The organism is Burkholderia sp. APQ4-4ca, from assembly GCF_057837105.1.
In genome coordinates, this window is sequence record NZ_JBYQCG010000220.1 from 163,198 (window position 1) to 175,645 (window position 12,448).

Sequence of the window (12,448 nt, forward strand, 5' to 3'; positions counted from 1 at the left end):
GACGCAGCGTTACTGATACAATTTCCTGATGACCTATCAAGTTCTCGCACGCAAGTGGCGTCCGAAGGATTTCGCTTCGCTCGTCGGCCAGGAGCACGTCGTCAGGGCGCTCACGCATGCGCTCGACGGCGGGCGTCTCCATCACGCCTATCTGTTTACCGGAACCCGCGGTGTCGGCAAGACGACGCTGTCGCGGATCTTCGCGAAGGCGCTCAACTGTGAAACCGGCGTCACGTCGCAGCCGTGCGGCGTGTGTCGCGCCTGTCGCGAGATCGACGAGGGCCGTTTCGTCGATTACGTCGAGATGGACGCGGCGAGCAACCGCGGCGTCGACGAGATGGCCGCGCTGCTCGAGCGCGCGGTGTATGCGCCCGTCGATGCGCGCTTCAAGGTCTACATGATCGACGAAGTGCACATGCTGACGAACCACGCGTTCAACGCGATGCTGAAGACGCTCGAAGAGCCGCCGCCGCACGTCAAGTTCATCCTCGCGACGACCGATCCGCAGAAAATTCCCGTCACCGTGCTGTCGCGCTGCCTGCAGTTCAACCTGAAGCAGATGCCGGCTGGGCACATCGTGTCGCATCTCGAGCGGATCCTCGGTGAAGAGCGGATCACGTTCGAGCCGCAGGCGCTGCGTTTGCTGGCGCGTGCCGCGCAGGGCAGCATGCGCGACGCGCTGTCGCTGACCGACCAGGCGATCGCCTATTCGGCGAACGAAGTGACCGAATCGGCGGTGTCCGGCATGCTCGGCGCGCTGGACCAGACCTACATGGTGCGCCTGCTCGATGCGCTCGCGGCCGGCAACGGCCCGGAAATCCTCGCGATCGCCGACGAGATGTCGCTGCGCAGCCTGTCGTTCTCGACCGCGCTGCAGGATCTCGCGAGCCTGCTGCACCGGATCGCCTGGGCGCAGTTCGCGCCGGGTTCGGTGCTCGACGAATGGCCGGAAGCGGCTGACTTGCGCCGTTTCGCGGAGACGCTGAGCCCCGAGCAGGTGCAATTGTTCTATCAGATCGCGACGGTGGGGCGCGCCGAACTCGGCCTGGCGCCGGACGAATACGCCGGTTTCACGATGACGCTGCTGCGGATGCTCGCGTTCGAGCCGTCCGCTGGCGCCGGCAGCGCGCCGGGCGGTCAGCCGTCCGTGCCGCCGCGTGCGGTGCCGGCCCCGCGCGCTGCCGCGGCGCCGGCCGCCGCGGCAGCGAAGCCGGTAGCGGCCGCGCCGGCTGTCGCAGCGCGGCCGCAAGCCGCGGCGCCGGCTGCACCTGTTGCGCCGGTCGCGCGTCCGGCGCCGGCGCAGTCCGGTGACGACGCGGACCGCCCGGCCGCCAAGCCCGCAGCCGTTCCGGCACCGGCAGAAGCAGCAGCGCCGGCACCCGTAGCGGCCGACGCTCAAGCGATCGAGCCGCCGCAGCCGGAAGCGAAGGCTGCGCCCGCTGGCGACATGCCGCCTCCCGCCCGCAAGGAACCCGAGCCGACGGACGTTGCCGCCGTGCAGCGAAACGACGAACCGGCGCCGCAGCCGGAACCGGCACCGCGCGCCGTGTCGCCCGAGCCGGCCGCCGCGCGCCCCGCGGCGCGCGCGGGCGGTGCCGCCGCCGCGCTCGACGTGCTGCGCAATGCAGGGATGCGCGTGTCGTCGGACCGCGGGCGCGCGGGCGCAGCAGCCAAGCCGGCGGCGTCCCAGCCGGTCGCCGAAAAGCCGGCCGCGCCGCGTCCGGCCGTCCAGGTGCCCACGCCGCGTGCCGCTGCGCGTGCGCCGCAAGCAGCCGATTCGCGCCAGCCATCGCCGCCGTGGGAAGACATTCCGCCCGACGACTACGTGCCGCTCAGCGCCGACGAGATGTTCGGCGGTTCCGACGACGGTTTCGTGCCGGCGTTCGACAGCGGTCCCGACGATGTGCGCGTGACGCCGAAGCCGGCGGAGGCACGCCCGGCCGCGCCGATCGACACGCGCCCGTTGCCGCCCGCGATCGCGCTCGATCCGATCGGCTTCGACGGCGAATGGCCGGCGCTGGCCGCGCAGTTGCCGCTGAAGGGCGTCGCGTACCAGCTCGCGTTCAACAGCGAGCTGACGGCTGTCGATGCGAGCGCATTGAAATTGTCCGTGCCGGTGCCGCAGTATGCGGACGCCGCGCAGGTGGCGAAGCTGAAGGCCGCACTGGCCGACGCGCTCGGCAAGCCGGTCGAGGTGAACGTCGAGGTCGGGCCCGCACGGCGCACCGCGGCGGCGCTCGATGCGGCCGCACGCGCGGCGCGCCAGCGCGAAGCCGAGCAGGAGATTCACGGCGATCCGTTCGTCCAGCAGCTCGTGCGCGAGTTCGGTGCGCGCATCGTCGAGGGCTCGGTGCGCCCGCTGGCCGATTCGACGCCGGACGGCGCGCCGCCCACGCTGCATTGAACTGACCGCCCCGCGACAGGCACAATCACGCCCCGCACACATTGGCCGGCACGCGCCGCGTGCCGGTTTTCACACGATCAAGAAGGAGTATTCCCATGTTGAAAGGCAACCTCGCCGGACTGATGAAGCAAGCGCAGCAAATGCAGGAAAACATGAAGAAGATGCAGGAGCAGCTTGCGCTGATCGAAGTCGAAGGGCAGTCGGGCGCCGGCCTCGTCAAGGTGACGATGACGTGCCGCAACGAAGTGCGCCGCGTGTCGATCGACCCGAGCCTGCTCGCGGACGACAAGGACATGCTCGAGGATCTCGTCGCCGCTGCGTTCAACGACGCGGTGCGCAAGGCCGAAGCCACGTCGCAGGAAAAGATGAGCGGCATGACGTCGGGCCTGCCGCTGCCCCCGGGCTTCAAGCTGCCGTTCTGAGCGCCGCGTCCTTGCCACCGTTTGCCGCCGTATGAAACAGCCGTCTGCCTTGTCCGCTCTCGTCGAAGCGTTGCGCGTGCTGCCCGGCGTCGGGCCGAAATCCGCGCAGCGCATGGCGGTTCACCTGATGCAGCACGACCGCGAGGGCGCGGAGCGGCTCGGCCGGTCGCTGCTGTTCGCGACCGAGCACCTGCAGCACTGCGAGAAGTGCAATACGTTCACCGAGGCGCAGATCTGCGAGGTCTGCAGCGACGAGGAGCGTGATCCGACGCTGCTGTGCGTCGTCGAGACGCCCGCCGACCAGATCATGCTCGAGCAGACGATGACCTACCGCGGGCTGTATTTCGTGCTGATGGGGCGACTGAGCCCGCTCGACGGAATCGGCCCGAAGGAAATCCATTTCGACCGCCTCGTGCGGCGCGCATCCGACGGCGTCGTCAAGGAAGTCGTGCTCGCGACCAACTTCACGAACGAAGGCGAAGCCACCGCTCACTACCTCGGCCAGACGCTCAAGGCGCGCGGGCTGGCGGTCACGCGCCTCGCGCGCGGCGTGCCGGTGGGCGGCGAGCTCGAGTACGTCGACGCGGGCACCATCGCCCGCGCGATGCTCGATCGCCGCACGATGTAAGCCGGGCGCCGCCTGCCGGCGGCGCCGTTCCTCATGCCAGGGAGACACATGAGCACCAGCCAGGGCCCGCTCGCGGGCGTCAAAGTGCTCGAATTCGGAACGCTGATCGCGGGGCCGTTCGCGTCGCGGCTGTTCGCCGAATTCGGCGCGGAAGTGATCAAGATCGAGGATCCGAACGGCGGCGACCCGCTGCGCAAGTGGCGCAAGCTCCATCCGGAGCAGGGCGGTACGTCGCTGTGGTGGTCGGTGCAGGCGCGCAACAAGAAATCGGTCACGCTCAATCTGAAAGCCGATGCCGGCAAGGCGATCGCGCGGCAGCTCGCGAGCGAGGCCGACATCGTGATCGAGAATTTCCGCCCGGGCCTGCTCGAAAAGCTCGGGCTCGGCTACGACGTGCTGTCGGCCGACAATCCGGGCCTCGTGATGGTGCGTCTGTCCGGCTACGGGCAGACGGGCCCGTACCGCGACCGGCCCGGCTTCGGCGCGATCGCCGAATCGATGGGCGGGCTGCGCCACATCACCGGCTATCCCGATCTGCCGCCGCCGCGCATCGGCATCTCGATCGGCGATTCGATCGCCGCGCTGCACGGCGTGATCGGCGCGCTGATGGCGCTCCATCACCGCAAGGTCAACGGCGGCGCGGGGCAGGTGGTCGACGTTGCGCTGTATGAAGCCGTGTTCAACATGATGGAAAGCGTGGTGCCCGAATACGGCGTGTACGGGATGGTGCGCGAGCGCACCGGCGCGTCGCTGCCGGGCATCGTGCCGTCGAATACGTATGCATGCCGCGACGGCAGCATCGTGATCGGCGGCAACAGCGATCCGATCTTCAAGCGGCTGATGAAGGCGATCGAGCGCGACGACCTCGCCGACGATCCCGCGCTCGCGCAAAACGACGGGCGGGTGCCGCGCACGCAGGAAATCGACGACGCGATCGCCGCGTGGCTTGCGCCGCGCACGATCGACGAGGCGCTCGTCGTGCTCAATGCGGCCGACGTGCCGGCCGGGCGCATCTACAGCGCGGCCGACATGTTCACCGATCCGCAGTTCGTCGCGCGTCAGATGATCCAGCGTTTCAAGCTGGCCGACGGCACCGACATTCCGCTGCCGAACATCACGCCGAAGCTGTCGGACACGCCGGGCGAAACGCGCTGGCTCGGGCCCGAGCTCGGCGAGCATACCGACGAGGTGCTGCGCGGCCTCGGCTACGACGCGCACGCGATTGCCGCGCTGCGCGAGGCGGGCGCGATCTGAGCGCATCCGGCGTGGCGCTTTGCGCCGGGCCGCTCGACGAAGGGTTCCCCGAGGCGATTTGGTCCGGGCGGAAAACCCGGCGGCCCGGTGTTTTCCCCAGCGCGCGGAATGCCGCCGCGCAGTGCGGCGGCGCATCGCATGTCCATGCGTATACCCGGCCGTCCGCGGCGGCTGGACAGTCGCTCTCGCGCCATCTTTCCTCGGTTACAATCGCCGGATGCGAATCCTACTCAGCAACGACGACGGCTATCTCGCCCCCGGTCTCGCCGCGCTCAGCGAAGCGCTGCAGCCGCTGGCCGAGCTTACGGTGATCGCGCCCGAGCAGAACTGCAGCGGCGCGTCGAATTCCCTCACGTTGTCGCGGCCGCTGTCGGTGCAGCGCGCAGCGGGTACGGGTTTCTTCTACGTGAACGGCACGCCGACCGATTCGGTGCACGTCGCGCTGACGGGGATGGCCGACGCGAGGCCGGACATCGTCGTATCCGGCATCAACAACGGCCAGAACATGGGCGAAGATACGCTCTATTCGGGGACAGTTGCGGCCGCCACCGAAGGCGTCATGTTCGGCGTGCCGGCCGTCGCGTTCTCGCTGGTCGACAAGGGCTGGGCCCATCTGGCCGACGCCGCGCGCGTCGCCGCGGAAATCGTCGCGCACTATCTCGCGCATCCGCTGCCGGGCAACCCGCTGCTGAACGTCAATATTCCGAACCTGCCGTACGACCAACTGAAGGGCTGGAAGGTCACGCGTCTCGGCAAGCGTCATCCGTCGCAGCCGGTGATTCGCCAGACCAACCCGCGCGGCGAGCCGATCTACTGGATCGGCGCCGCGGGCGACGCGCTGGACGCCAGCGACGGCACCGATTTCCACGCCGTCGCAAACGGTTTCGTATCGATCACACCGCTGCAGCTCGATCTCACGCATACGCAGATGCTGCCCGCGACGCGCGAATGGGCGCGCGCCGGAGGGCGGGCTTCATGAGCGGCGAGCGCGCGAAGCGGTTCCCGCTCGCGCTCGAAGATCTCAAACGAGCGCCACGCAAATCGGAAGGTCGGGCCGGCGAACGCCAAGCGGCGGGCGCGGTGCCGAAGGCCGCCGACAAACCCGCAGCCGTACTGAAACCGGTTGCGGTGAAGCCGGCCGCCGCGCGGGTGCCGCTGTCGGGCATCGCCGCCGCGAAGCCGGCGACCGCACCGAAGCCGACCGCGCTGAAACCCGCACTGCCGAAGCCGGCTGCGCCGAGCATCGCGCCGGCCGGCGCGTTCGCCCTCACGTCGGAACGCGTGCGCGAGCGGATGGTCGAACGGCTGCGCGCGAACGGCGTGACCGATGCGCGCGTGCTGGACGCGATGGCCGCGGTGCCGCGCCACCTGTTCGTGGATCCCGGGCTCGCGACGCAGGCCTACGAGGATTCGGCGTTGCCGATCGGCCACCAGCAGACCATTTCAAAGCCGTCGGTCGTCGCGCGCATGATCGAGCTCGCGATGGCCGGCCGCACGCTCGAGCGCGTGCTCGAGATCGGCACGGGTTGCGGCTATCAGGCCGCCGTGCTGAGCCACGTGGCACGTGACGTGTATTCGATTGAACGCATCAAGCCGCTCTACGAGCGCGCGAAGCTGAACCTGCGACCGCTGCGCGTGCCGAACATCCGTCTGCATTACGGCGACGGGCGTGTCGGCCTGCCGTCCGCGGCCCCGTTCGACGCGATCGTGATCGCTGCGGCGGGGCTCGACGTGCCGCAGGCGCTGCTCGAGCAGCTCGCGATCGGCGGGCGGCTCGTCGCGCCGGTCGGCGGCCAGAGCGGGCAGCACCAGGTGCTCACGCTCGTCGAGCGCGTCGCGCACGCGCAATGGCGAGCGTCCCGGCTTGATCGCGTTTTCTTTGTCCCTTTAAAATCCGGAGTGATTTGAAACCGATGAGTATGTTGCGCGCGATGCAAAACAACCGATCCAGGGAACCGCTCACGCTCGCCCAGCGCGCGATCTGTGTGGCTGCGTTCTCCACGCTGCTGGCCGCCTGTGCGACGCGGCTCGACAACGCGCCCGTCGTCGATCGCTCCGGGTCGCTCGGCACGACCGCCGCCGCGCAGCCCGCGGCGCCGCTTCCGCCGGCGCCCCCGGGTTACTACCGGGTGAAGCCGGGCGACACGCTGTACCGGATCGCACTTGAAAACGGGCAGAACTATCGCGACATCGCCGCGTGGAACAATCTGGCGAACCCGAATCAGATCGAAGTCGACCAGCTGCTGCGCGTGTCGCCGCAAGCCGGCGCCGCGGTCGCGGGCACGCCGGCCGCCGCGCCGATCGTCGGCAGTGCGGTCGCGACCGCACCGCTGAGCAGCGGTCCGGCCGCGCCGGCTGCCGGCACGTCGTCCTCGCTCGCCGCCACGCCGCCGGCCGCGGCAACCGGCTCGAGCGATACGGCGGCGGCGCCGAGCGGCCCCGTGACGTTCGCGTGGCCTGCGCGCGGCCCCGTGCTGAACGGGTTCGACGATGCGAAGAACAAGGGTGTCAATATCGGCGGGACGGCCGGCGAGGCCGTGAAGGCGGCGGCGGACGGCCGTGTCGTTTACTCCGGCAACGGTCTGCGTGGTTACGGCAACCTCATTATCATCAAGCACGACGCAACTTACCTCACGGCGTATGCACACAATCGCGCTTTGATGGTAAAAGAGGGGGACGCGGTAACGAAGGGGCAGAAGATCGCCGAGATGGGTAACAGCGATGCCGACCGCGTGATGCTGCATTTCGAGGTTCGCCGGCAGGGTAAGCCTGTCGATCCGCTGAAGTATTTGCCGCCTCAATAACCGAGACGACCATGCCGAAATCGAAGCGCCACGAGCCGCAAGCCGAGTCTGAGAAGATCAGTCGTGCCACGCAAGCATCGGTGGGGCGAGCAGGTGCTTCGACGGACGACGAGGACGACGTCGCGGAAAACGAACGCGATCTCGAGGCCCGCGACGCCGAAGCGGACGGTGGCGACGACGAGCGCGAAGGCCGCCAGGAAGCGGCGCCCGACGTCGACGATTTCCGCACGCTGCTGCAGGCCGAGCTCACGGCCGACACGATCCAGCATTACCTGAACCGCATCAGCGTGAAGCCGCTGCTGACCGTCGAGGAAGAGCAGCGCTATTCGCGCCTGGCGAAGGCCGGCGAATTCGAGGCGCGGCAGGTGATGATCGAGCGCAACCTGCGTCTCGTCGTCAGTATCGCGAAGGGCTACCTGAACCGCGGCGTGCCGCTGCTCGACCTGATCGAGGAAGGCAACCTCGGCCTGATGCACGCGATCGAGAAATTCGACCCGACGCGCGGTTTCCGTTTCTCGACCTACGCGACGTGGTGGATCCGGCAGAGCATCGAGCGGGCGATCATGAACCAGGCCCGCACGGTGCGCCTGCCCGTGCACGTGATCCGCGAACTGAACCAGGTGCTGCGCGCGAAGCGCCATCTCGAAAAGAATTCGATGTCGACGGGCGAGGCGGCCGAGCGCCGCGAAGCCAGCATCGACGACATCGCCTATCTCACCGGCAAGACCGCCGAGGAAGTCACCGATATCCTCGCGCTCAACGAACACACCGCGTCGCTCGACGCGCCGCTCGATCTCGATCCCGCGAGCAGTCTGCTCGACCTGTTGCCCGACGACCAGAGCCAGTCGCCCGACGCCGAGGTGCAGCACCGCGAACTCGAAACGCTGACGCGCGCGTGGCTGTCGCGGCTGTCCGACAAGCACCGGCACGTGATCGAGCGCCGCTTCGGCCTGAACCACATCGAACCGGCGACGCTCGAGGAGCTCGCCGACGAGATGGGGCTCACGCGCGAGCGCGTGCGGCAGATCCAGCAGGAAGCGCTGGTGCGCCTCAAGCGGTTCTTCGCCTCCAACGGCGTGCGCAAGGACGCCGTTCTGTAACTGATGACCCCGATCCTTGTTTTTGACATCGAGACGATTCCCGATGTCGACGGCATTCGCCGTCTGGAAGACCTGCCCGCGACGCTCGACGATGCCGCGGTGGCCGAACATGCGTTTGCCGCACGCCGCGAGAAGACCGGCGGCGATTTCCTGCCGCATCATCTGCAGCGGATCGCGGCGATCTCGTGCGTGTTCCGCGACAACAACGGTTTTCGCGTGCGCTCGCTCGGGACGCCGCAGGACAACGAAGCGACGCTGATCCAGTCGTTCTACCGCGTGATCGAGAAGTACACGCCGCAGCTCGTGTCGTGGAACGGCGGCGGTTTCGATCTGCCGGTCCTCCATTACCGCGCGCTCGTGCACGGCATTCCCGCCACCCGCTACTGGGATCTCGGCGAGGACGACCGCGAATTCAAGTGGAACAACTACATCTCCCGCTATCACTCGCGGCATACCGACCTGATGGACGTGCTCGCGATGTATCAGGCGCGAGCGAACGCCCCGCTCGACGCGCTGGCGAAGCTGTGCGGTTTCCCGGGCAAGCTGGGGATGGACGGCAGCCAGGTGTGGCCGGCGTTCCGCGATGGCCGGATCGACGAAATCCGCAACTATTGCGAAACCGACGTCGTCAATACGTACCTGCTGTATTGCCGGTTCCAGTTGATGCGCGGCGGCCTGACGCCGAGCGAGTACGCGGACGAGATCCTGCTCGTGAAGAACGCGCTCGCGCTGGAGCCCGCGCCGCACTGGGCCGAATATCTGGCGGGCTTCGACGCGTAGCGCGGGCAGGCCGCGCCGCAACCGGTGCGATCAGGCGAGTTCGAGCAGCACCGGCTGATGATCGGACGCGCGTACGTCGCCGTCGATCTCGCAGCCGACGACGCGCGGCAACAGCGTGTCGGTCGCGAATACGAAATCGCACGCGAGCGGGCCTTCCGACCATTGTGCGGTGTCGTAGACGCCGGCCGTCGGCGGCGGCGTACGACCGGGATGCCGTGCGACCCACGCGTCGACGAAACCGGGTGCGTCGGCAATCGGCTCCAGAAAGCGCTGGTACGCATCGTTGCCGAACGCGCTGTTGAAATCGCCGCAGACGATCGCATCGCGCGGTTGTCCGGTCGCGGTGAACGGCCCGTCGGCGGTTTCGGCGGGAGCGGGATGGGTCGCATGCGCGCAGGCGTCGCGATGCCGGTCGCGTAGCGCGTCGACCTGCGCCAGCCGCTGGCGTGCCGAGTAATACTCCAGATGCGTGGTGACCACGCGCAACGCCCCGAACGGCGTATGCAGCTCGACATCGAGCGCGACGCGCGGCATCGACGGCGCACCGGCGTCGGCCGGCCACGGCAGCGAGTGACGCAGCACGCGCCCGATCGGCAGCCGCGTCGCGATCGCGTTGCCGAACTGGCGGCGCGGTGCGCGTGGCCGAATGGCCGGCAGGTCGGCGCCGATGGCGCCGACGATCGTATAGCCGGGCAGCAGCGCCGCGAGTTCGGCGAACTGGTCCGGGCCTGGCCGGCCCGGCAGGGCGTCGAAACCGCGCGTGACCTCCTGCAGGCACAGCACGTCGAAATCGCCGAGCCGGCGAATAGCCGCGACGGTGCCGGACAGATCGACCACGCCGTCGGCGTCCCGACCCCATTGGATGTTCCAGTCGATCAATCGCATGGTCGAATCTCCTTGGTCTGCTGCTGCGAGCAGAACCCGTGCCGCCGGTGGGCCGTGCCGCGAATCGCACGCGACCGGCCAGCCGGCGTGCAACGGGGTGCGCGATCGTCGGCCGCTCCGGCGCCACGCAGCGCGGCATGCGCATCGGCATCGGCGCTTGCGCGACGAAAGCGCGCGACGGGGGCCGTCGTCGTCTACAATCTCGCCTTCTTCAACGTTTGTCAGGAAAAGCTGGTGTCCGAAGCCGTCCCCACTTCTGCGCGCAAATCGAAAAACGCGCCCGTCGCGCCCGGTCCCGCCCCGGTTCTCGAGATCGAATCGCTCGACATGGAAGCGCGCGGTGTCGGCCGCACGATGACCGAGGACGGTCAGCCGGGCAAGGTGATCTTCGTCGAAGGCGCGCTGCCGGGCGAGCGCGTGACCTATTCGAGCTATCGCCGCAAGCCGAGCTACGACCAGGCGACGGTTGTCGACATTCTGCGCCCGAGCGTGATGCGCACGCAGCCGAAGTGCACATTCTTCGGCACCTGCGGCGGTTGCTCGATGCAGCATCTCGACATGCGTGCGCAGGTGGCGGTCAAGCAGCGCGTGCTGGAAGACAACCTGTGGCACCTGGCGAAGCTGCGCGCGGAAACGATGTTCGCGCCGATCCATGGACCGTCGTGGGGCTATCGCTACCGGGCGCGCCTGACCGTGCGCAACGTCGCGAAGAAGGGCGGCGTGCTGGTCGGGTTCCACGAGAAGAAGAGCAGCTACGTGGCCGACATGACGAGCTGCGAAGTGCTGCCGCCGCACGTGTCGGCGATGCTCGTGCCGCTGCGTCGGCTCGTCGAGGGGCTGTCGATTCGCGACCGGATGCCGCAGATCGAACTCGCGGTCGGCTCGGCCGTCACCGCGCTCGTGCTGCGCGTGCTGGAGCCGATCAACGCGGACGACGAAGCGCTGCTGCGCGCGTTCGCTGACGAGCACAACGTGCAGTTCTGGCTGCAGCCGAAGGGGCCGGACACGGTGACGCCGTTCTACCCGCTCGACGTATCGCTCGATTACACCCTGCCGGAATTCGGCATCCGCATGCCGTTCAAGCCGACCGACTTCACGCAGGTCAATCACCAGATCAACCGCGTGCTGGTGGGGCGTGCGCTGCGCCTGCTCGCGCCGTCGCGCGACGATCGCGTGCTCGACCTGTTCTGCGGGATCGGCAACTTCACGCTGCCGCTCGCGCGGCTGTCGCGCGAGGTGATGGGCATCGAGGGCAGCGATACGCTGACCACACGTGCGCTCGCGAACGCCCGCGAGAACGGTGTCGACGGCCACACGACGTTCGCGTGCCGGAACCTGTTCGAAGTGACGGGCGACGACCTGCGCGCACTCGGCGCATTCGACAAGTTCCTGATCGACCCGCCGCGCGAAGGCGCGCTCGCGGTGTCGAAGGCGCTGGCCGAGATCGCGCAGAGCGGCGCAGGCCCGCTGCCGAAGCGCATCGTCTACGTATCGTGCAACCCGTCGACGCTCGCGCGCGATGCGGGCCTGCTCGTGCACGAAGCCGGCTACCGGCTGAAGGGCGCCGGGGTCGTGAACATGTTCCCGAATACGTCGCACGTCGAATCGATCGCGCTGTTCGAGCGCGACTGAGCCGGGCGGCGGACGTAAAAAAACCGGCCCGCGGGCCTAATGCCGTTCAGTTAAGAACTGAACGGCATTTTTGTTTTGGGTGTTGTAAACGGTGATGGAGGCTGTTAACCTGCGTCGCCATGCTTGATGACACCCTGAATTTTCTCGCTGAAGAACAGGAGATGCCCGACTGGGCTCGCCTGGGCGAGCACTTGCCCTACGAGTGGATTGAGCAGGTGGTGGCTTACACGGGACGGGCGAGCATCCGGCAACGCCGCTTGCCCGCTGAACAGGTGGTTTGGCTGGTTATTGCGCTGGCATTGTATCGGCATCAATCGATCAGCGAGGTTGTCGACGATCTCGATCTTGCGCTACCGGATATGCAGGCGCCGTTCGTCAGCAAGAGCGCTGTCGCTCAGGCCCGGCAGCGCCTGGGCGCGCAACCACTGAAGGCGCTGTTCGAATTGTCGGCCAAGGCGTGGGCCGAGCAGGACCGCAAACAATACCTGTTCAAGGGGTTGAGCCTGTTTGCGATGGATGGCACGACGCTCAGGACGGCG

12 protein-coding genes are annotated in these 12,448 nt (G+C 68.1%); 11 read left to right on the forward strand and 1 reads right to left on the reverse strand.

All coding sequences use genetic code 11. From position 1 onward, the window contains the following. Nucleotides 1-28: 28 nt before the first annotated feature. From AC3IFE_RS24445 to AC3IFE_RS24485, 9 genes are all read left to right on the forward strand, one after another. A complete protein-coding gene (locus AC3IFE_RS24445; protein ID WP_489192527.1) occupies nt 29-2,404 on the forward strand; it encodes a DNA polymerase III subunit gamma/tau in 2,376 nt (791 codons plus the stop codon). A 95-nt stretch (nt 2,405-2,499) separates the two neighbouring features. After that, nucleotides 2,500-2,826: a YbaB/EbfC family nucleoid-associated protein gene (locus AC3IFE_RS24450; protein ID WP_006482124.1), complete on the forward strand. Its 327-nt coding sequence runs from the start codon at nt 2,500-2,502 to the stop codon at nt 2,824-2,826. Between the two features lie 31 nt (nt 2,827-2,857). Then, entirely contained in the window at nt 2,858-3,454 is a 597-nt protein-coding gene (recR, locus tag AC3IFE_RS24455; RefSeq protein WP_006478665.1) for a recombination mediator RecR, read from the forward strand. A 48-nt stretch (nt 3,455-3,502) separates the two neighbouring features. Next, entirely contained in the window at nt 3,503-4,708 is a 1,206-nt protein-coding gene (locus tag AC3IFE_RS24460; protein WP_050013203.1) for a CaiB/BaiF CoA transferase family protein, read from the forward strand. A 217-nt stretch (nt 4,709-4,925) separates the two neighbouring features. Then, nucleotides 4,926-5,687, forward strand: a complete 762-nt coding sequence (gene surE / locus AC3IFE_RS24465; RefSeq protein WP_489192531.1) for a 5'/3'-nucleotidase SurE — start codon at nt 4,926-4,928, stop codon at nt 5,685-5,687. Further along, complete coding sequence (locus AC3IFE_RS24470) at nt 5,684-6,616, forward strand: protein-L-isoaspartate(D-aspartate) O-methyltransferase (RefSeq protein WP_089467970.1); 933 nt, start codon at nt 5,684-5,686, stop codon at nt 6,614-6,616. The genes surE and AC3IFE_RS24470 overlap by 4 nt, the downstream gene beginning before the upstream one ends. A 5-nt stretch (nt 6,617-6,621) precedes the next feature. Beyond that, the gene (locus tag AC3IFE_RS24475; protein WP_489192533.1) at nt 6,622-7,512 is read left to right on the forward strand and encodes a peptidoglycan DD-metalloendopeptidase family protein; all 891 of its coding nucleotides are present in this window, start codon (nt 6,622-6,624) and stop codon (nt 7,510-7,512) included. Between the two features lie 11 nt (nt 7,513-7,523). Then, complete coding sequence (gene rpoS, locus AC3IFE_RS24480; RefSeq protein WP_089467579.1) at nt 7,524-8,612, forward strand: RNA polymerase sigma factor RpoS; 1,089 nt, start codon at nt 7,524-7,526, stop codon at nt 8,610-8,612. Nucleotides 8,613-8,615: 3 nt separating this feature from the next. Continuing rightward, on the forward strand, nt 8,616-9,392 hold the full coding sequence (locus tag AC3IFE_RS24485; protein WP_059645787.1) for a 3'-5' exonuclease: 777 nt from the start codon (nt 8,616-8,618) through the stop codon (nt 9,390-9,392). Nucleotides 9,393-9,422: 30 nt separating this feature from the next. Here the strand turns inward: AC3IFE_RS24485 and AC3IFE_RS24490 are convergent, their stop codons facing one another. After that, nucleotides 9,423-10,277 carry an endonuclease/exonuclease/phosphatase family protein gene (locus AC3IFE_RS24490; protein WP_489192536.1) on the reverse strand — a complete coding sequence of 285 codons (855 nt, stop codon included), beginning with the start codon at nt 10,275-10,277 and terminating at the stop codon, nt 9,423-9,425. A gap of 327 nt (nt 10,278-10,604) precedes the next feature. Between AC3IFE_RS24490 and rlmD the strand changes: the two genes are divergently transcribed. Beyond that, nucleotides 10,605-11,909 carry a 23S rRNA (uracil(1939)-C(5))-methyltransferase RlmD gene (gene rlmD / locus AC3IFE_RS24495; protein ID WP_489192550.1) on the forward strand — a complete coding sequence of 435 codons (1,305 nt, stop codon included), beginning with the start codon at nt 10,605-10,607 and terminating at the stop codon, nt 11,907-11,909. 119 nt (nt 11,910-12,028) lie between these two features. Continuing rightward, nucleotides 12,029-12,448 (forward strand): transposase domain-containing protein (locus AC3IFE_RS24500; protein WP_489192538.1); only part of this gene is annotated, 420 nt, incomplete at its 3' end.

Coding starts and splice junctions, on each gene's coding strand:
- AC3IFE_RS24445 (WP_489192527.1), top strand. CDS start 29: ATGACCTATCAAGTTCTCGCACGCAAGTGGCGTCCGAAGGATTTCGCT.
- AC3IFE_RS24450 (WP_006482124.1), top strand. CDS start 2,500: ATGTTGAAAGGCAACCTCGCCGGACTGATGAAGCAAGCGCAGCAAATG.
- recR (WP_006478665.1), top strand. CDS start 2,858: ATGAAACAGCCGTCTGCCTTGTCCGCTCTCGTCGAAGCGTTGCGCGTG.
- AC3IFE_RS24460 (WP_050013203.1), top strand. CDS start 3,503: ATGAGCACCAGCCAGGGCCCGCTCGCGGGCGTCAAAGTGCTCGAATTC.
- surE (WP_489192531.1), top strand. CDS start 4,926: ATGCGAATCCTACTCAGCAACGACGACGGCTATCTCGCCCCCGGTCTC.
- AC3IFE_RS24470 (WP_089467970.1), top strand. CDS start 5,684: ATGAGCGGCGAGCGCGCGAAGCGGTTCCCGCTCGCGCTCGAAGATCTC.
- AC3IFE_RS24475 (WP_489192533.1), top strand. CDS start 6,622: ATGAGTATGTTGCGCGCGATGCAAAACAACCGATCCAGGGAACCGCTC.
- rpoS (WP_089467579.1), top strand. CDS start 7,524: ATGCCGAAATCGAAGCGCCACGAGCCGCAAGCCGAGTCTGAGAAGATC.
- AC3IFE_RS24485 (WP_059645787.1), top strand. CDS start 8,616: ATGACCCCGATCCTTGTTTTTGACATCGAGACGATTCCCGATGTCGAC.
- AC3IFE_RS24490 (WP_489192536.1), bottom strand. CDS start 10,277: ATGCGATTGATCGACTGGAACATCCAATGGGGTCGGGACGCCGACGGC.
- rlmD (WP_489192550.1), top strand. CDS start 10,605: ATGGAAGCGCGCGGTGTCGGCCGCACGATGACCGAGGACGGTCAGCCG.